The organism is Pseudomonas sp. Leaf15 (genome assembly GCF_001421425.1).
Classification (GTDB): Bacteria; Pseudomonadota; Gammaproteobacteria; order Pseudomonadales; family Pseudomonadaceae; genus Aquipseudomonas; species Aquipseudomonas salomonii.
In genome coordinates, this window is record NZ_LMKI01000013.1 from 59,331 (window position 1) to 77,835 (window position 18,505).

At 58.6% G+C, this 18,505-nt stretch carries 14 protein-coding genes; 7 read left to right on the forward strand and 7 right to left on the reverse strand.

Annotated elements, in window-relative coordinates; translation table 11 throughout:
* The first annotated feature begins 204 nt into the window (after nt 1-204).
* From ASE80_RS12965 to ASE80_RS12975, 3 genes are all read left to right on the forward strand, one after another.
* Nucleotides 205-2,202, forward strand: a complete 1,998-nt coding sequence (locus ASE80_RS12965; RefSeq protein WP_056859259.1) for a hypothetical protein — start codon at nt 205-207, stop codon at nt 2,200-2,202.
* 106 nt (nt 2,203-2,308) lie between these two features.
* Nucleotides 2,309-4,312, forward strand: coding sequence for a hypothetical protein (locus tag ASE80_RS12970; protein WP_056859260.1), 2,004 nt, complete (start codon nt 2,309-2,311; stop codon nt 4,310-4,312).
* Nucleotides 4,313-4,541: 229 nt separating this feature from the next.
* Nucleotides 4,542-6,785, forward strand: coding sequence for an autotransporter outer membrane beta-barrel domain-containing protein (locus ASE80_RS12975; protein ID WP_056859261.1), 2,244 nt, complete (start codon nt 4,542-4,544; stop codon nt 6,783-6,785).
* A 77-nt stretch (nt 6,786-6,862) separates the two neighbouring features.
* Here ASE80_RS12975 and ASE80_RS12980 read toward each other — a convergent pair whose 3' ends face one another.
* The 4 genes from ASE80_RS12980 to ASE80_RS12995 all read right to left on the reverse strand — a co-directional run bounded on the left by ASE80_RS12980 (nt 6,863) and on the right by ASE80_RS12995 (nt 12,672).
* Entirely contained in the window at nt 6,863-7,297 is a 435-nt protein-coding gene (locus tag ASE80_RS12980; RefSeq protein ID WP_111452860.1) for a hypothetical protein, read from the reverse strand.
* Nucleotides 7,298-7,564: 267 nt separating this feature from the next.
* On the reverse strand, nt 7,565-8,206 hold the full coding sequence (locus ASE80_RS12985; protein WP_056859263.1) for a DUF1345 domain-containing protein: 642 nt from the start codon (nt 8,204-8,206) through the stop codon (nt 7,565-7,567).
* 206 nt (nt 8,207-8,412) lie between these two features.
* Nucleotides 8,413-11,511 (reverse strand): efflux RND transporter permease subunit, encoded by a 3,099-nt coding sequence (locus tag ASE80_RS12990; RefSeq protein ID WP_056859264.1) that lies wholly within the window; start codon nt 11,509-11,511, stop codon nt 8,413-8,415.
* Nucleotides 11,512-11,517: 6 nt separating this feature from the next.
* The gene (locus ASE80_RS12995; RefSeq protein WP_056859312.1) at nt 11,518-12,672 is read right to left on the reverse strand and encodes an efflux RND transporter periplasmic adaptor subunit; all 1,155 of its coding nucleotides are present in this window, start codon (nt 12,670-12,672) and stop codon (nt 11,518-11,520) included.
* A 171-nt stretch (nt 12,673-12,843) separates the two neighbouring features.
* On the opposite strand from ASE80_RS12995, the gene ASE80_RS13000 reads away from it, so the two are divergent.
* Nucleotides 12,844-13,545 (forward strand): response regulator transcription factor, encoded by a 702-nt coding sequence (locus ASE80_RS13000; protein ID WP_017135033.1) that lies wholly within the window; start codon nt 12,844-12,846, stop codon nt 13,543-13,545.
* 3 nt (nt 13,546-13,548) lie between these two features.
* Nucleotides 13,549-14,850 carry an ATP-binding protein gene (locus tag ASE80_RS13005; protein ID WP_056859265.1) on the forward strand — a complete coding sequence of 434 codons (1,302 nt, stop codon included), beginning with the start codon at nt 13,549-13,551 and terminating at the stop codon, nt 14,848-14,850.
* On the opposite strand, the gene ASE80_RS13010 is transcribed toward ASE80_RS13005, so the two are convergent.
* The 3 genes from ASE80_RS13010 to ASE80_RS13020 form a co-directional block, all read right to left on the reverse strand.
* Nucleotides 14,851-15,525 carry an anti-sigma factor gene (locus tag ASE80_RS13010; RefSeq protein WP_056859266.1) on the reverse strand — a complete coding sequence of 225 codons (675 nt, stop codon included), beginning with the start codon at nt 15,523-15,525 and terminating at the stop codon, nt 14,851-14,853.
* Nucleotides 15,522-16,049, reverse strand: coding sequence for a sigma-70 family RNA polymerase sigma factor (locus ASE80_RS13015; RefSeq protein ID WP_056859267.1), 528 nt, complete (start codon nt 16,047-16,049; stop codon nt 15,522-15,524). Before ASE80_RS13015 ends, ASE80_RS13010 begins: the two co-directional genes overlap by 4 nt.
* Nucleotides 16,050-16,110: 61 nt before the next feature.
* The gene (locus ASE80_RS13020) at nt 16,111-16,632 is read right to left on the reverse strand and encodes a DUF3455 domain-containing protein (RefSeq protein ID WP_056859268.1); all 522 of its coding nucleotides are present in this window, start codon (nt 16,630-16,632) and stop codon (nt 16,111-16,113) included.
* A 135-nt stretch (nt 16,633-16,767) separates the two neighbouring features.
* On the opposite strand from ASE80_RS13020, the gene ASE80_RS13025 reads away from it, so the two are divergent.
* Complete coding sequence (locus ASE80_RS13025) at nt 16,768-17,547, forward strand: class I SAM-dependent methyltransferase (protein ID WP_056859269.1); 780 nt, start codon at nt 16,768-16,770, stop codon at nt 17,545-17,547.
* 82 nt (nt 17,548-17,629) lie between these two features.
* Nucleotides 17,630-18,415, forward strand: a complete 786-nt coding sequence (locus tag ASE80_RS13030; RefSeq protein WP_056859270.1) for a sulfite exporter TauE/SafE family protein — start codon at nt 17,630-17,632, stop codon at nt 18,413-18,415.
* Nucleotides 18,416-18,505: the final 90 nt, after the last annotated feature.

Here is an 18,505-nt window from a genome sequence, read left to right on the forward strand (position 1 = left end):
TGCTGTGAAACCGGTTTCAGGAAACCTCAACAATGAAAGCCCGTCAAGTGTATTTCGCTTTAAGCACGTCCGCTCGGCGTGGCCAAACCCGACGAACGGAAGTGTTACCTGTGAAATCTGACAGTATCGGCTCGGTGCAATTGGGTATTGAATCCTGCTTAACGTAATGCGCAATAGTTAATCGCCGATGTAGCGGAGAACACCATGGAAAAAACGTTAGTGGATAATGACGGTAATAATGCCGGGGGGTTAACCGGTACCGTGCCTGTCGGTATATCCGCTACGCCGACATTGGCGCCGATTAAGCTCGTTGGCGTTCTGCCCGATGGGCTGGTTCCCCTGGCGTTATCATTCAAAGATATTCCGGTGATTATTGAAACGCCGTGGATGTTTCGGGCTCAGGAGAACGAAACCGATTGGTTATATATTGATTGGGACGTGGAGGGTAGTCAGCCTTACTCAATCGGACCTATAGCATTACCCGGCCCTCTGACTGAAGCTGACTTCCCTTATGATAAGGTGAGCATTCCGGCGGAGTATTTTCAGAACAGCAACGTGGTAAAGGTATCCTATCGCGTTCACCCGCTTGAGTCGGATAACCCGTCATTTGAATACTCACCGGCCTTCACGATTACTATTGATCGAAACGCTCCGGGAGGCGGTCAAGAATTGGCGGCCGCGACATTTGTTAATGACCCCATTACCGAGTTTGATCTTAGTAATAACCAGACGCTGGATATAATCATACCCGGCAATTACCTTGACCGGAAGACATTGGATACGGCGATCGGTCTTTTAAATGAGACTGAGTCACTGGTGTTACGTCCGGCCAATCATCGGCAAACTTTTGCGGCCATCAGCGGACCAATGATTGTACAGATGCCCGTGGCGGAAATTCGTAAGTTTGCCGCGTTTTCAGTTCTTTATTTCAGTTATCGGTTACAAGACCGATTCGGTAATCTATCGAACCATTCATTGGTCGCCAGCACTCGGCTTCGTCTGAATGCGCTGCCTGCCAATCTGTCACCGCCTGAAGTACCGGCGTATGAATCCGACCTGCTGATTAATCGAGAGGACGCCCGCCGTATTGTTTCGGTGCGAGTGCGTCAGTATGACAACCTGTTGCCGGGTGATCAGTGTGTTGTCGAGTGGGATGGCATCAAGCTCCCTGCGACAACTGTCAGCCGGTTACCCCATTCGGTCGTCGTGGACTGGAGCGTACTGATCGCCAAGGGCGCGAACCTGCACCGAATTATTGATCTGCCGGTGCGTTACTTCATTCTTCGTGCAGGAGATACCGTCGGCTCGGGCGTACGCTCGCCGCTGAAACTCGTCACCGTGGACGGGACTATCGCGGGCCAGGAAAACCCTCAGGCGCCTGCGCTGCTGAACCGTCAGTTAGCCTTGGTTAATATCTATGGCGAGGTCTCCAAGACCCCCAATCATTTGGATAGCCGCGATGCCAACAAGCCGGTGAGAGCTTCCTTTGTCTTGTTCGACAACCCCTTACCGGGCGAGCGTGCCTTACTTTACTGGCCGGGGCAAACGGCGCCGGTTGCGACTTATCTGGTCAAAGCAGGTGATGTCGGCGGGCGTGTGGTCGACTTCGACAACCTGATTCCCTGGTCGGTGGTCCAGGCCGGCGGCAGTAATGCGACGACCCTTGTGCACTATCACACGGACAATGGCGTAAACCAGCAGTTGTCCCCTGATCAAACTGTTTTTGTCAGTCTTGCCCCGCCCATCAACTATCCACGGCCGAGTTTTCCTCAGTCGTTACAACACCCTAAACGGTTCCTTAATTGCGATACCAAACCGCCGATTTGGCAGGGTGTTGAAGTGTTGATTGATCCGAGTCCACAGGTACTGCAGCCGGACCATGACATCGTGTTGTCATGGCAGGGCTTCAGGAATTATCCCGACCTTAACCCGATTCCGGCCACTGCAGAAACGTTTAAATTCAAGTGGGGTACCGGCCCTGATGGCAAGCCAAATACAGTCTATCGCTTCCGGATGACGGAGGCAGAGTATGAAGCGTTGATCAGGCCGTTGAGTGATTTCGCCGGCGGTTCGGCGCTTTACAGCGTATTCCAAAATAATATTCTGATCGGCACGTCAGAGATTGCCTATGTGCAAATTGATCGAAAATTTAGCACCGGTAAATACTGTGGACCGAACGGCATAGGGCCCGGTGAAAAATAACCAGGTTGTTTTAGTCGCCCGCGCGTCAATGGAGTAATAGGTGATTAACGTGTTGTCGAGGTGTTTTACCAGTTTGTACATATCAAGCAATTAAGGAGACTATGAAATGGTTGATAAAATATCAGCGAGAGATGCTGCGGCTATTCTCGCCATTATGCCCACTCTGCCTGCACCGATATTGGTAGAACAACTGGACGCCACGGGCCTTGTTTCATCGGCGACGGCAGATGTTGGAATTACCCTTCGCTGTTACACGGGTCAGTTTTCGGCGCCTGAGTATTGGATTGAAATCCAGTTCAGAAACCTCGATCTATTGAATTCCGATTGGGGCATACTGAAATCCAAAGCTCAATTGAATGTGGCTGAAGATATTGTTACTCCTATTACTGTCACAGCCGCCAGGGGCGGTTTTTTGCACAGTAATCTTGAACTGCGATACGTCATTTATGAGGACTTGGGGGGCGTTGCAGGAGACCTCTCTGAATATTCGGATCCGGCGCCCTTTATTGTTGACAGGTATGGTCCGTATCGGGCTGTCAATGATCAAAATAGCCGGCCTCCACTGAAAGTAGTACTGCCGGCTACGCTGCCATCGCCCATTACCCTTACCTACATTGCCAATAATCCAACCATCCCTGGCAATGTACTGCCCAATAATTTTACCGAGGCGGTCGGCCAGTTTGCGGACGGTGATATGGTTCAGTTGTTCCTCGGGCCCGACATGTTTAACAAGGACGACAAATATAAGGTGGGTGCCCCGTTCCCGATGGTGGGCGCTGCCAACACTCCGTTTGTATTTCCGACATCAGCGTTTACCACCGACGCTATCCAGTACTTGTACTACATCCTGACAGACAAATCCGGTAACGATAGTTTGCCCTCCATTGCTGAACCGCTGAGGGTGTCGGTGTTGGATCCACCGGGCCAAGGACAAATTTTCATACCGCTGGCGCCGAGCCCAGAATTGGGAAGTACCGATGATTTACTGGATAACGATGACTTCCAAAAAGTAATTGAGGCGCGGGTAAGGGCTTACACAAACCCGCAACCGACATTGGATCAAATTGAGATTAAGTGGGGCTCGCAGCCTTATAGCCTTCTGACGCCTGCTACCGCGTTCGATGTGGTGTTCAGGGGGGCCGCCCTCAACGCATTGATTCGGGCTGAATATGGTGTTCGGTTCGGGCCGCAACTGGTCACTGTGCTCTACCGAATCCTGCGTGGCAGCGAAATATTTCCCTCGAACGAGAAAGTGATCAATGTTGATTTGAGTGTCCCAGGGCCGGAAAATCCCGGAGATCCAGGAACGCCCAATATAAATCTGCCTCCAGCGCGCTTTTTTGGTCGAGGCACCCCACCGAGCGGGCAGGACATACTAAGAGACGTCGATGCCAATCTGCTCGTCGATGTAGAGATCAGTATATGGACCGTGGGTGCGCCCCCTCAAGCGGGCTATAACATCAATCTTGTGCGGCCTGACGGCACAATCATCCAGCCTCCACAACCTATCGGTACGTTGATCCAGGGCGACATTCTCAAGTTTACAATTCCATGGAGCGATATAGAACCTGGCGGTAATGTCACCCAGCTCTTTCATTACATCGTGACAGGGCCGGGCACGACCAACCCGAACATATCACCCTCCACACCGGTTCAAGTTATAGACGCGGTCACTCAAGCCCTGCCTCCGCCGGTTTTCCAGCGACTCACCTCCGGTGAGGTGAGATGCACTTCATTGGTAGACATTCCAGGGACGACGCCTCCTGACCATTACGCTGAGGTCTTCGTAGCGGGTGACACACGGATGGTGGTTGGGCGAAAACTGACGCTGAACGCCAGGGTATTCAGACCCCGGACCGGCACACCGTTAGTCACGCAGCCCTTTAGTACCGACGTTGATATAACGGACGCTATCCGCCTGAGCGGTTTCACATTCAGGCTACCGTATCGCGCGCTCCTTATTTATCTGCGCATAGGCACGCTGGAAGTCACCGCCACCACGACTTTTTCCGACGGGGTGGTAGGGCGTGGTTTTGCGTCGGTCGGTGGGCGTTCAGTCGGGGTCAATGCGTATTGTGATAAGGAACTGGTAACCCTCACCACGCCTTGAGAAAAAAAGAGCTATCCGCAGTGCCTCCCCTTTTGTAGGAAGGGGGAGGCGTAGTCAATTTTTTGTTTAATTGATTACAGAACTATGGGTATTTTTTGTGTTTAAGCAGGGAAAAGTCCTACAGAGTTTGGGCGGTTGGCTCCGTACTCTGTGTGCCTCACAGGTGAGGTCACATTCTTCGGAAGCGAGCCAAACCGTTTTCCAACACGCTATCAGAGAGTGATTGCCCATGTCGGCACTGAATACGTTCGAACTCAAACCATTGAGTGCGATGATGAAAGTTCCAACCCTTACCTTCTGCCTGTTTGTTGCGGTTCAGGGGCAAGCGCAGGCTGTTCAGTTAATTGGTCAACAACAGACTATTGGCGCCACTTCACCCGTGACCGACTGGCAACTGTCCAGTCAGTCTACCTTGAATATGAACCGTGCATCGGCGACAGCCATTGACCTTTCAAACTCCAATTTGAATGTCAATACAGGCAGTTCGGTCAACGATATTCGCGCTAATTCAGGCTCCACGGTAAATATCGAATCGGCCCGTGTTTCTTCCAGTAACGCGACGGGCGGTGCGGTACGCCTGGAAAACAGTAAGGCGACTATCAATAACAGCACGATCACCAATACGCGGGGCGTAGGCTTGCAAGCTCTGGTGGGCGCCGGTGGTGGTTCTTCCGCAGAGATTAGTTCAAGTAATATCAGTGGCCTGTTGGGCGGCGCGCAAGCCACCAGCGGCAGCGAATTGCACTTCAAAGATAATACGGTGGTGCAAGGTACCGGGGCGAACTCCATCGGTCTGAGCCTGCAGGGCGGAACGGCGACGGCCAGCCAAAGTATAATCAAAGGGCGCGCCAATGGCGTGGTGTTTACGCGAGGGCGCGGCGACACCACTGAAGGCAAGCTGGTATTGGACCAATCCACCGTAGAAGGCGTCAGCGGCGCAGCCATTTCGGTGCGGGGCGCGGCCGGTAGAACGCCAGCAGTCACCATCGATGTGTTGAATAATTCCCAGTTGAGGGGCGGCGACGGCAATCTGTTGAGCGTCACAGGCGGTGGTTCGGCGACGATGAATGTGGATAGCAGCCGCTTGACCGGTAACGTAGTTGCGGACGCCGGCAGCACTGTCAATCTGAGCCTGCAGAACAACGCAGAGTTGAAGGGCCAACTGCAAGGTGTCGACACGGTAAAGGTGGGCAACAACTCCAATTTGTTCCTCACCGGCGACAGCCAGGCACGCTCACTGAATATGGACCGTGGTACGGTGACCCTCGGTGCCCCGGGCGAGTTCTATCGGTTGAAACTGGACTCGCTGTCCGGCGAGGGCCGGTTTGTCGGGAGCGTCAATTTTGATGAGGGCAAGGCGAGTTTTATCGACGTCGCCAATGAGGCCACGGGCAACCACACGCTGGCGCTCTCCGCCAGTGGCAGCGAGCCGGTTAAAACCCAGGTGGTGCATACCGGCGGCGGTGATGCCGTGTTTGCCCTGGAAGGTGGCCCGGTCGAACTGGGTGCCTATGGCTACAACGTGAAACGGATAGGCGATGACTGGTTTCTGGACACGGAAAACCGTGTAGTCAGCCGCAGTGCTCGCGTCGTGACGGCTCTGTTCAACACGCCGGTGACCATCATGACCGCCGAAGAGGGCGCGTTGCGCGCCCGTATGGGTGAGTTGCGCTATGCCCCGCACGGCACCGGCCTGTGGGTCCGTGGTTTCGGCAGTCAATATGACATTTCCCAGAGTTCGGGTACCGGCTACTCGCAGAACCTGAAGGGGTTTTCCATCGGGCTTGACACCGCGCTGGGCGAAAGCTCATGGAAGATGGGTGGGTTCGGCGGCTACAGCAGATCTGACTTGAACCCGGTTCGCGGCGCTGCCGGTACGGTCGATAGCTACTTCCTGGGTACCTACCTCACCTATCTCGACGAGGACGGTGTTTATTTTGATGTAGTCGCCAAAGCCAACCGGTTCCAGAACCAGGCCAAGGCAACACTCAGCGATAACACGTCTACCAAGGGTGGCTACAACAACGTAGGCGGTGGTGTATCGGCTGAGCTCGGCCGTCATATCAAGTTTGGTGAGAGTTTTGTTGAACCTTACGGCCGACTGTCGACGATGGTGGTGCAGGGTGGCACGTACAGCCTGAAAAACGGTTTGCAAGTGGACGGTGAGCGTACCTATTCAAGGACCGCCGAGGCCGGTGCGAAGCTTGGTCACGAGTTCCAGTCCGTTGATGGCACGCTGATCAAGCCTTACCTGAGTGCGGCAATGGTCCACGAGTTTGCCAACAACAATAAGGTCACGGTCAACAACCAGACCTTCAACAATGATTTGTCGGGCTCGCGCACCAAGTACGGTGCCGGTGTGGCGGTTTCGTTTACCCAGGACCTGCAGGCGCATATCGACGTGGAGACCAGCACCAGTGCCAAAATCAAGCAGAAAGCGGCTGTTAACGTTGGCCTGCGTTACGCCTTCTAAATAGAAAGAGAAACGCTGATAAAAAAGCCCTGATTGCAAGATCAGGGCTTTTTTTGTCTTCCACGGAGCAGGTTGGTTCAAACGGTTACTTCAAATTTAACGTCCAGCTTAAGCTTTGGATCTTGAGTGACGGCATACACAGAGCCGCTGACGGCGTAGGGGTGATCACTGGTTTTTTGCAGAGTCAGGCTTCCTTCCACATATTGATGAGCTCGGGGGTTTTCCACTGTTTTGAATTGAACCCACACTGATTCAGTTTTGGAACCAAACAACCGCAGTATTTTTTCGTCAGTGGTGATTGTTTTAGGGAACTTGATATAAATCTCCTCGGAGTCCTCCCCGTCGTCTCGATGAATCGCGGTAAATGCGATGGAATCATCTAACTGCTCTACTTTAACCTCCGTGGTGTTAAATGGGTGTTCACCAATTGTACCGCTGAACTGCGCGTTTTTGGCACTCGGCGGTGGGGGGGTTATTGCTGACATAATCGCCTCTCCATTAATGATGATCATACGAAAATCAGAAGCGCCATCGCTTCTGTCGACGCTTATAAGGCCGCAAAAATAAGCGTTAGGTAACTGTCAGAAGTCACAGTTTACAAAAGTTTATTTTTGACTTCCTGTTGGGGCCCTGATGACAAGGGCTTCTGCGCAGAGCGGCACACTCTGTTTTGAATGCCTGACGCTATTAAAAGCTTTTTTCGGGTGATGTCTACTGTCAAAGTTGACAGTCTAAAAAAGATTTTTTTATAGCCTTTTTAAAGCACCGGTGTTTAAGGCTCAGCTAAACAGGCCAGCTGCAATATTGATCGAGAAGCCCAGAATCGCCGTATTGAACAGAAAACCGATCAAAGACTGTCCCAGCACCACCTTGCGCATACCCCGTGTGGCCACGCCGACATCCGCCGTTTGCACTGCCACGCCAATGGTGAACGAGAAATACAGGAAGTCCCAGTAATTGGGGTTACGCAACCCTTCGGCAAAACGCAGTGCGGGCTCATCACCGTCCCAGGTGTAGAACAGCCGGGCGTAATGCACGCTGAAAATCACCCCGGTCAGCAACCACGAACCAATCACCGTCATGCCGGTAAAACCGTAGTGCAGCAGGCGCGCCGTGCTGTCCAGGTCCTTGCTGCCCACCAGGTTCACCGTGATGGTCGCAAGGCTGGCAATCGCGGCGATGCACACCATGAACAGCACCAGCCCGGCGTTTTCATCCTCGATCTCGGCGATGCGTTTTACGTCATCGGCATGTGAACGGCTGGTGAGCCACAGCATCAGCGCCAGGTAGGTCCAGACCCCGGCGTTCCAGCCAATCAGGATTTTGCTGATCAGCGTATCGGCCGGCACCAGAATGCCCATGGCAAGGCCAAGCACGGCGGCGGATGAGAGGCGAGGGTGGGTGCGGGCGAGGAAGGCCATAGGTGCTCACAACAAGGGGGAGGTTGTGAGCACCATAGCGCATTCAGGGGGGCTTGATCATGAACAGCACGATGCCCCCCCTGTGGGAGCGGCGGTTCGACGCTTCGACTTGCCCGCGATTGCAGTGTGTCAGTCATAACATCTGATCCTGATATACCGCTTTCGCGAGCAAGCCCGCTCCCACATTTTGACCGAGTTCGGTCGGGTTAATCCGTCTTGCTGCGCCTGCGCACCAGCTTCATCACCACCACAAAAAACACCGGCACAAACACCACCGCCAGCGTCGCGGTGATCATCCCGCCGATCACGCCTGTACCAATCGCCTGCTGGCTGGCCGAGCTGGCGCCGGTGGCAATCGCCAATGGCACCACGCCGAGAATAAACGCCAGCGAGGTCATGATGATCGGCCGCAACCTCAGCCGCGCGGCCTTCAGGGTGGCGTCGATCAAGTCTTCACCCTGGTCAACCAGGTCCTTGGCAAACTCGATAATCAGAATCGCGTTCTTCGCCGACAAACCGATGATGGTGATCAGGCCGACCTTGAAGAACACATCATTGGGCATGCCACGCAAGCCCACCGCCAATACGGCGCCAAGCACACCCAGCGGCACCACCAGCAACACCGAAGTCGGTATCGACCAGCTTTCATACAGCGCCGCCAGGCACAGGAACACGATCAGCAACGACAGGCCCAACAGCAGCGGCGCCTGGGAGCCGGACAAGCGTTCCTGCAACGACAACCCGGTCCATTCCTGGCCCAGGCCGGCCGGCAGTTGGCTGACCAGGCGCTGGATTTCTTCCATGGCCTCACCGGTGCTGTGCCCCGGCGCCGCTTCGCCGCTGATGGAAATCGCCGGGTAGCCGTTGTAACGCGTCAACTGCGCCGGGCCTTGGGTCCAGCTGGCCTCAACAAAGGATGACAAGGGCACCATCTTGCCGGCGTTATTGCGCACGTTGATCTTCATCAAGTCGGCCACCTGGCTGCGCTGGTCGCCTTCAGCCTGCACCACCACCCGCTGCATGCGGCCCTGGTTGGGGAAGTCGTTGACATAGGCCGAGCCGATGGCCGAGGACAGCACATTGCCCACATCGGCAAACGACACGCCCAAGGCGTTGGCTTGCTTGCGGTCCACTTGCAACTGCACTTGCGGTGCTTCGGCCAAGGCACTTTCGCGCACGTTGGCCAGGATCGGGCTTTTTTCGGCGGCGGCCAACAACTCGGTGCGCGCCTGCATCAGCGCGGCATGGCCGACACCGCCACGGTCCTGCAAGCGGAACTCGAAGCCGCTGGAAGTCCCCAGGCCGTCCACCGGTGGCGGCAGGATCGCGTAGGCAATCGCGTCCTTAAGCTCGCTGAACGCTTCGTTGGCACGCTCGGCAATTGCCGAGGCCGAATCGTCGCTGCTGCGCTGCGACCAATCCTTGAGCGTGGTAAAAGCCAGCGCCGCGTTCTGCCCGGAGCCGGAGAAACTGAAGCCCATGATCATGGTGGTATCGCCCACCCCAGGCTCGCCGGCGTTGTGCGCCTCGATCTGCTCGGCCACCTGCACCGTGCGGTTCTTGCTCGCGCCCGGTGGCAGCTGGATATCGGTGATGGTGTAACCCTGGTCCTCTACCGGCAGGAACGAGGAGGGCAGGCGACTGAACATCCACCCCAGGCCCACCAGCAGCACCAGATAAATCAGCAGGTAGCGGCCGCTGCGCTTGAGGGCATAGGCCACCCAGCCTTCATAGCGGTCGGTGAGGCGCTCAAAACGCGTGTTGAACCAGCCGAAGAAACCGCCCTTGGCGTGGTGCTCGCCCTTGGCAATCGGCTTGAACAAGGTGGCGCACAGCGCCGGCGTCAAGGTCAGGGCCAGGAACGCCGAGAACAGGATCGAGGTGGCCATCGACAGCGAGAACTGCTGGTAGATCACACCCACCGACCCCGGCATGAACGCCATCGGCAGGAACACCGCCACCAGCACCAACGTGATACCGACGATGGCGCCGGTGATCTGGCCCATGGCTTTTTTCGTTGCGTCCTTGGGCGACAGGCCCTCGGTGGCCATGATGCGCTCGACGTTTTCCACCACCACAATCGCATCGTCCACCAGGATGCCGATCGCCAGCACCATGCCGAACATGGTCAGCACGTTGATCGAGAAACCCAGCAACAGCATGGTGGCGAAAGTGCCCATCAGTGCAATCGGCACCACCAGCGTGGGGATCAAGGTGTAGCGCACGTTCTGCAGGAACAGGAACATCACCGCAAACACCAGCGCCATCGCCTCCAGCAAGGTGTAGACCACCTTGGTGATCGAGACTTTGACGAACGGCGACGTGTCGTAAGGGATCTTGTACTCGACGTTGGCCGGGAAGTAGCGCGACAGCTCGTCCATCTTCGCCCGCACCAGGGTGGCAGTGTTCAGGGCGTTGGCGCCGGGCGACAGTTGCACACTGACGGCGGTCGACGGCTTGCCGTTCAGGCGCGTGGAGAACTGGTATTCCTGGCTGCCGACTTCCACCCGCGCCACATCGCCGATGCGCACGGTGGAGCCGTCGGGGTTGGCCTTGAGCACGATGTCGGCAAATTCTGCGGGGGTCGACAACTGGCCCTTGACCAGGATTGCGGCGGTGATTTCCTGGGTCTTGGTGCCCGGCAAATCGCCAATGCTGCCGGCCGAAACCTGGGCGTTTTGCGCGCTGATCGCGGCATTCACGTCAGCCGGCGTCAGGTTGAAACCGATCAGCTTCTGCGGGTCGATCCAGATGCGCATGGCACGTTCGGCGCCGTACAGCTGGGCCTTGCCCACGCCGTCCAGGCGCTTGAGCTCGTTCATCACGTTGCGCGCCAGGTAATCGCTGAGCGCCACGTCGTCGAGCTTGCCGTCGTTGGAGGTCAGGGTCACCAGCAGCAGGAAGCCGGCGGAGACTTTTTCCACCTGCAAACCTTGCTGGGTCACGGCTTGTGGCAAGCGCGGTTCTACCGCTTTAAGGCGGTTTTGCACGTCCACCTGGGCCATTTCCGGGTTGGTGCCCGGCTGGAAGGTCGCGGTGATGGTGGCCGAGCCCAGGCTGCTTTGGGATTCGAAGTACAGCAAGTGATCGGCGCCGTTAAGCTCCTGCTCGATCAGGCTGACCACGCTTTCATCCAGAGTCTGGGCCGAGGCGCCGGGGTACACCGCGTAGATCTCCACCTTGGGCGGCGCGACGTTGGGGTACTGGGCCACCGGCAACTGCGGGATGGCGAGCGCGCCGGCCAGCAGGATAAACAGGGCCACCACCCAGGCAAAAACCGGGCGGTCGATAAAGAACTGCGGCATGGCGGGTTATTCCTTGACTGGCTGGCCGGAGGCGGGGCTGTCGTCCACTTCGACTTTTTCACCGGGGCGCGCGTGTTGCAGGCCTTCGACGACGATGCGGTCACCGGGCTTGAGGCCGCTGCTGACGATCCAGCGGTCCTCAATCACCGCGCCCAGTTCCACCGGCTGCTGGCTGACGGTTTGCTCGGCGTCCAACAGCAGCACCATCGGGATGCCGGCGCTGTCACGCGTAATGGCGCGTTGCGGCACGCTGAGACCTTGCTTGTCCACGGCCTGTTCGAGGCGCACACGCACAAAGCTGCCCGGCAACAGGTCGAGGTCCGGGTTGGGGAATTCGCTGCGCAGGATGATCTGCCCGGTGCCCGGGTCGACGCTGATTTCGGCAAACAGCAGCTTGCCCGGCAACGGGTACAGGCTGCCGTCGTCCTGGATCAACGTGGCCTTGGCCTGCTCCTGGCCGACCTGCTTCAAGCTGCCGGCGCGAAAGGCGCGGCGCAGGTCATTGAGCTCGCGGGTCGACTGGGTGAGGTCGGCGTGGATCGGGTCCAGTTGCTGGATAATTGCCAGCGGCGTGGCCTCGTTCTGGCCGACCAGCGCACCTTCGGTCACCAGCGCACGCCCGATACGCCCGGAAATCGGCGCGGTGACGGTGGCGTAGCCCAGGTTCAACCGGGCACGTTCGACCGCGGCCTTGTTGGCGGCGACTTCGGCGTTGGTCTGGCGCAGGTTGGCGCGGGCATTGTCGTAGTCCTGGCCGCTGATGGCGTTGCCTTCGACCAACTGGCTGTAACGCTGCTCTTGCAGGCGGGCCTGGAACGCGTTGGCCTCGGCCTTGCTCAGGTTGGCCTGGGCGCTGTCCAGGTCGGCCTTGAACGGCGCGGGGTCGATGCGAAACAGCACATCGCCCTGTTTGACGTCGTGGCCTTCCTTGAACACCCGCTGCATCACCACGCCGGCGACCCGTGCGCGCACTTCGGCAATGCGCGGTGCGGCGATGCGCCCGCTCAATTCGCTGGTGATGGAAAGAGGCTTGCTCTGCAGGGTTTCGATGCGCACTTTGGCCAGTGGCGTCTCCGGCGCTTCCTCGGCCGACTGGCCACAGCCGCTCAGGGCCAGCGTCAGGGCCAGCAGGCAAAACGGCGCAAACAGATTCTTCGACATGCTCATATCCCAATATTGACTGGCGCATCCTAAAGACACCTGCGCCTTGGTGCTGTGAAGCTGTGTAGGCCGTGTGTGAAGAAGTGTAAGGTGCGGCGCGCTGCGCGACGGGGGCGTATATCCTTGCACAATCCTGCAACACACCAACAAACAGTATTATTTGGAAACACCATGCCCAACATCCTCCTGGTGGAAGACGACGCCGCACTCTCCGAGCTGATTGCCAGCTATCTGGAACGCAATGGCTACCACGTCAACGTGCTCAGCCGTGGCGACCATGTGCGCGAACGGGCCCGCCTTAACCCGCCGGACCTGGTGATCCTCGACCTGATGCTGCCGGGGCTCGATGGCTTGCAGGTGTGCCGCCTGCTGCGTGCCGACTCGGCGGGCCTGCCGATTCTGATGCTCACCGCCCGCGATGACAGCCACGATCAGGTGCTGGGCCTGGAAATGGGCGCCGACGACTATGTGACCAAGCCCTGCGAGCCACGTGTGCTGCTCGCCCGTGTACGTACCTTGCTGCGCCGCAGCAGTTTGTCCGAACCGCAGGTGGCCAATGACCAGATCGTCATGGGCAACCTGTGCATTGACCTGTCGGAACGCACCGTGACCTGGCGCGAGCAGGCGGTGGAGTTGTCCAGCGGTGAGTACAACCTGCTGGTGGTACTGGCTCGGCATGCCGGTGAAGTGCTCAGCCGCGACCAGATCCTGCAACGCCTGCGCGGTATCGAGTTCAACGGCACCGACCGCTCGGTGGACGTGGCCATTTCCAAGCTGCGGCGCAAGTTCGACGACCACGCAGGCGAAGCGCGCAAGATCAAGACCGTGTGGGGCAAGGGCTACCTGTTCAGCCGTTCCGAGTGGGAATGCTGATCCATGTTTCGTGTACTGCTGCGCCTCTACCTGGTCACCATCATTACCTTCAGTGCCGCGATCTTCCTGATACCCAAGTTGGTGATTCAGCTGTTTGAACACCGCTACATGGACTACAACGTCGAACAGACCCGTGGCCTGCAAAAGCTTATCGTCAAGCAGTATCTGCGCGCGCCGGTGGAGCGTTGGTCCCATGTGACCGAGCAACTGAACCGGGATTTCGCACCGCTGCAAGTCAAGTTGCTGCTGCGCCAGGACGCCAGCTATACGCCCGAGGAGGAGCAACTGCTTGAGCACGGCAAGCCGGTGATCCGCCTGGGCGAGTGGGGCTGGATGGAAGACATCAGCTCGCCGATCAACCAGCAGTTTGCGGTAAAACTGAGCATCCCGCCGGACCCGTTGGACATGAACCTGCTGTACTGGTCGATGAACGTACTGATCGGCGCGGCCTTGCTCGCCTGCCTGCTGTTCTGGCTGCGCCCGCACTGGCGTGACCTGGAGCGCCTGAAAAGCACCGCCGCGCAATTGGGCCGGGGCAACCTCAGTGAGCGCACGCAGATCCCCGCCAGCTCCAATATCGGCAGCCTGGCGTCGGTGTTCGACACCATGGCCGACGACATCGAACGCCTGCTCAACCAGCAGCGCGACTTGCTCAACGCCGTGTCCCATGAACTGCGCACGCCGCTGACGCGCCTGGACTTCGGCCTGGCCCTGGCACTGTCCGAAGACTTGCCCCAGGCCAGCCGCGAGCGCCTGCAAAGCCTGGTGGCGCATATTCGCGAGCTGGACGAGCTGGTGCTGGAATTGCTTTCCTACAGCCGCCTGCAAAACCCGGCGCAGTTGCCGGAGCGGGTCGACGTGGTGCTCGATGAGTTTATCGACAGCGTGCTGGGCAGCGTCGATGACGAACTGGAAAACCCCGAGATCGTCATCGACGTCGCGCTCGACTGCACCGTGGAGCGTTTCAGCCTCGACCCACGCCTCACTGCCCGGGCGTTGCAGAACCTGTTGCGCAATGCCACGCGCTATTGCGACAGGCGCATCCAGGTCGGGGTCAAGGTCTGCGCCGACGGCTGTGAAATCTGCGTGGACGACGACGGCATCGGTATTCCGGTGGAGCAGCGTGAGCGCATCTTCGAACCTTTTTACCGCCTGGACCGCAGCCGCGATCGCGCCACCGGCGGCTTCGGCCTCGGCCTGGCGATCAGCCGGCGCGCCATGGAAGCCCAGGGCGGCACCTTGACGGCCCTGGCCTCGCCCCTGGGCGGGGCGCGGTTCAGGGTGTGGTTGCCCAGCGCAGGCTGATCAGAGCACTTTGACCGCGCGGCCAATGGCCTGGATCGGCCCGGTCGGCTTGCCGGTCGGTGAGCCGCGAGGGTCTTCCAGGGTCAGCTCGAACAGTTGGTTGGGCGTGAGTGGCGGCAGCTTGTCCAGCGGCACCGAGAGCGTTTGCCCTGGCTTGACCAGCCCCAATGACACCGGAGCCTGCCAGCCATCGCCCTTGGTCCAGAATTGCAGGGCTTTGTCGCTCGGCACCTCCATCACCCCCAACGGAATCAGTTGGATCTGCTGGTCATGGCTGGCCTGGATCACCCAGCCGGGTGCCTGGTTCTGTGGCGCAACCAACACCACCACAAATGTCGGGTCGGCTACGGGCGGGCGGGTCAGCAGCAGCGCGGCCAACACCAGTGTGGTCACCAAGCCTGCGCCGGCCAACCCACGCCAGAGCGCCAGCAGGTTCCACCACGGCACGCCGGCTGGCTGATCTGCCGTGCTGCGTTCGATGCGCCGCCACAGCTGGGCGGACGGCGGCACGGGTTCGGCCAAGGCGGTCAGCGGCAGCAGGCGCTGCTCCCAGGCATCCACCGCTGCACGCAGTTCGCTGTCATGTTTCAAGCGTTGCTCGACCTCGGCGCGTTGCTCGGCGGGCAGGGTGCCCAGCACGTATTCGCTGGCGAGTTCATCCAGTGGGTTGCTCATGCCATGCACTCGCGCAGCGCGACGAGGCTCCGTTTGATCCAGGCTTTGACGGTGCCCAGGGGCGTGTCCAGTTTCCGGGCGATTTCGCTGTGGGAAAAGCCGTCGACATAGGCGTGAAGAATGCACGTGCGACGGGTTGGGTCGAGTTGTTCCAGGCAGCGGTACACCTGACCTTCTCGGGCGCTGAATTCGAAGCTGTCATGGGCGGCGGCGAGCTGCTCGTGTTCGTCGCCCAATGCCACCTCCCGGGCGTGATTGCGCACGGCATTGAGTGCCAGGTGCCGGGTGATGCTGAACACCCAGCCCCGCGCCGAGCCACGGCTTGGGTCGAAACTGCCGGCGCCGCGCCAGACCTTGATAAACGCGTCGTGCACCACATCTTCGGCCAGGGCTTTGTCGCGCACAATGCGCAAGGCCACGCCGAGCAAACGGCTGCTGTCCTCGGCATAGAGTTGGCGCAAGGCGCGCTGGTCGCCACGGGCACATGCCGCCAGGCAGGCTTGATAATCAAACAAACACGACATCCTTAAAATGGCTGAGTCCTGTGGCGAGCGCACTCGCCACAGGCAGCGTAGTCGAGTTTGCTCAGTTGGCCGCCCAGAAGATGTAGTCGGCCTGGTACTTCACCACGGCCTGCTGGCCTTTGTTCGCCGCCGTGCATTCGCTGCTTGGCGCCACGCCGCCTTTGAGCGCGACCCGCTGGATGTAACTGACGCCACTCATGGCCCCTTTACCTTCGGCCGGGTTGGCCTTGACCAGTTGATAGGGCAGGTTGCCTGCACTCGAAGGCGCCACGGCCAGCTGGGTGCCGGTGATTTTCGAGCCGTCCTGGGCTTGCCAGGTGGCAGGCGGGCCGAAGTAGCTGCCCACTGGCTTGCCGCTGCGGTCATTCAACACGGCTTTGGGGCCGACAAAGAACCATTCGGTCTGGCCGACGGCGTTGGCTTTGTCGCGGCATTCGTAGGTGATTTCGCCGACCCCGGTGGTTTCCATCGCAATCTTGTGCCCGTCCGGCACCTTGATGCTGTCCGGCAAACCGGTCTGGGCGAAAACCGCAGGCGCGACGGTGAGTGCGGCCGCGAGGCAGAACAGGGTTTTAGCGTTCATGGGTAGTGCTCCATTTGAGTAAAACAGCGGGGTGACTGCAAGGACTACACGCCACACGCACGATTGGATGCACGGGTTAGAAAATAAACCTCAGAGGGCGCACACTGTGCGCCCGCCCCCGAGGAGAACGTCGCAATGACTGGTGTTCACACGTCTGCTCAACAAGGTTTTTCGACCCAGGCCGCCACCTACGCCCAAGGTCGTCCGGATTATCCTCGCCAACTCACCGGCTGGTTGACCAACACGCTGCTGATCAATGCACAGTCGACCGTGATCGACCTGGGCGCCGGCACCGGCAAGTTCACCCGTTTGCTCAGCACCCTGGCGCCCAGCCTGATTGCAGTCGAGCCGGTCAAGGCCATGGGCGCGCAACTGAGCAAACTGTTGCCGGATGTGCGCCTGCTCAGCGGCACCGCTGAAGCTATGCCGTTGCCGGATGCCAGCGCCGATGCGCTGGTGTGTGCGCAAGCTTTCCACTGGTTTTCCACCGAGGCCGCACTGGCCGAGATCCACCGCGTGCTCAAGCCCGATGGGCGCCTGGGGCTGGTGTGGAATGTGCGCGATGAGTCGGTGGATTGGGTTGCGGCCATCACCGAAATCATTACGCCCTATGAAGGCGACACGCCGCGTTTTCATACAGGGCGTTGGCGCGAAGCCTTCACCGGTGAGTATTTTTCCGCGCCGCAAATGAGCTGTTTTGCCTATCAGCATGTGGGCAGCCCTCGGGAAGTGATCATGGATCGCTTCCTGTCGGTAAGCTTCATCGCGGCGCTGCCCGCCGCGCAAAAGGCCACGGTGACCGAGCAATTGCGCCAGCTGATCGACACTCATCCGGCGCTGCGTGGGCGTGACACTGTGGCGTTTCCGTATCAGACCCAGGCGTATGTCTGCCATCGTCTGACAGAAAAAGCATAAAGTCAGATCATATTGATATAAGTCGTTATAAGAAAAATCGCTATCCTGCGGCCAGAATTTTATAAGGCCGCGGGTAGTTGTAATGGATGTAGGCAATATTGGTTTTGTAGTCGCTGGCCTGATCGTTGGATTTATCGTCGGCATGACCGGGGTCGGCGGGGGCTCTTTGATGACGCCGATCCTGTTGTGGTTCGGCATCAACCCGGCCACCGCCGTGGGCACTGACTTGTTGTACGCCGCTATCACCAAATCCGGTGGCGTGCTGGTGCACAGCAAAAACCGGAACATCGACTGGACCATCACCGGCTGGCTGACCTTGGGCAGCGTGCCGGCAGTGCTCTTGACGCTGTGGTTTTTGGCCAGCCTGCACACCGACCCCAGTGCGATGAATGCGGTGATCAAGCAGGCGCTGGGTTTTGTGCTGCTGCTGACGGCGCTGGCGATCCTGTTCAAGAAAAGCCTGCTGGCTTTCGCCCAGCGGCATGCGGGTGATGATTATCACATGAGCCTGCGTAATCTTAACGCGCTCACGGTGCTCACCGGTGCGATCCTGGGCACCATGGTGGCGTTGACCTCTATCGGCGCGGGTGCCCTCGGGACTGTGGCGTTGTTTATCTTGTATCCGTTCCTGGCCACGCGGCGTCTGGTCGGCACCGAGATCGCCCACGCCGTGCCGCTGACCCTGGTGGCGGGCCTGGGGCATGCCAGCATGGGCAATATGGACTGGCACCTGTTGGGCTTTTTGCTGATGGGGTCGTTGCCGGGGATTTACCTGGGCAGCCACATGACCGGCAAAGTCCCGGACGGCGTGTTGCGACCATGTCTGGCGGTTATGTTGATGACCATTGGGTATAAGCTCGCGTTCTAAGCGGCACACAGGATCGTTCCCACGCTCTGCGTGGGAATGCCACCCCGGACGCTCTGCGTCCCGCTCTTGAAGCCGTGACGCGGAGCGTCA

Bases quoted from the DNA above. Each gene is read 5' to 3' on its own strand.
- ASE80_RS12965 (WP_056859259.1), top strand. From the start codon at position 205: ATGGAAAAAACGTTAGTGGATAATGACGGTAATAATGCCGGGGGGTTA.
- ASE80_RS12970 (WP_056859260.1), top strand. From the start codon at position 2,309: ATGGTTGATAAAATATCAGCGAGAGATGCTGCGGCTATTCTCGCCATT.
- ASE80_RS12975 (WP_056859261.1), top strand. From the start codon at position 4,542: ATGTCGGCACTGAATACGTTCGAACTCAAACCATTGAGTGCGATGATG.
- ASE80_RS12980 (WP_111452860.1), bottom strand. From the start codon at position 7,297: ATGATCATCATTAATGGAGAGGCGATTATGTCAGCAATAACCCCCCCA.
- ASE80_RS12985 (WP_056859263.1), bottom strand. From the start codon at position 8,206: ATGGCCTTCCTCGCCCGCACCCACCCTCGCCTCTCATCCGCCGCCGTG.
- ASE80_RS12990 (WP_056859264.1), bottom strand. From the start codon at position 11,511: ATGCCGCAGTTCTTTATCGACCGCCCGGTTTTTGCCTGGGTGGTGGCC.
- ASE80_RS12995 (WP_056859312.1), bottom strand. From the start codon at position 12,672: ATGTCGAAGAATCTGTTTGCGCCGTTTTGCCTGCTGGCCCTGACGCTG.
- ASE80_RS13000 (WP_017135033.1), top strand. From the start codon at position 12,844: ATGCCCAACATCCTCCTGGTGGAAGACGACGCCGCACTCTCCGAGCTG.
- ASE80_RS13005 (WP_056859265.1), top strand. From the start codon at position 13,549: ATGTTTCGTGTACTGCTGCGCCTCTACCTGGTCACCATCATTACCTTC.
- ASE80_RS13010 (WP_056859266.1), bottom strand. From the start codon at position 15,525: ATGAGCAACCCACTGGATGAACTCGCCAGCGAATACGTGCTGGGCACC.
- ASE80_RS13015 (WP_056859267.1), bottom strand. From the start codon at position 16,049: ATGTCGTGTTTGTTTGATTATCAAGCCTGCCTGGCGGCATGTGCCCGT.
- ASE80_RS13020 (WP_056859268.1), bottom strand. From the start codon at position 16,632: ATGAACGCTAAAACCCTGTTCTGCCTCGCGGCCGCACTCACCGTCGCG.
- ASE80_RS13025 (WP_056859269.1), top strand. From the start codon at position 16,768: ATGACTGGTGTTCACACGTCTGCTCAACAAGGTTTTTCGACCCAGGCC.
- ASE80_RS13030 (WP_056859270.1), top strand. From the start codon at position 17,630: ATGGATGTAGGCAATATTGGTTTTGTAGTCGCTGGCCTGATCGTTGGA.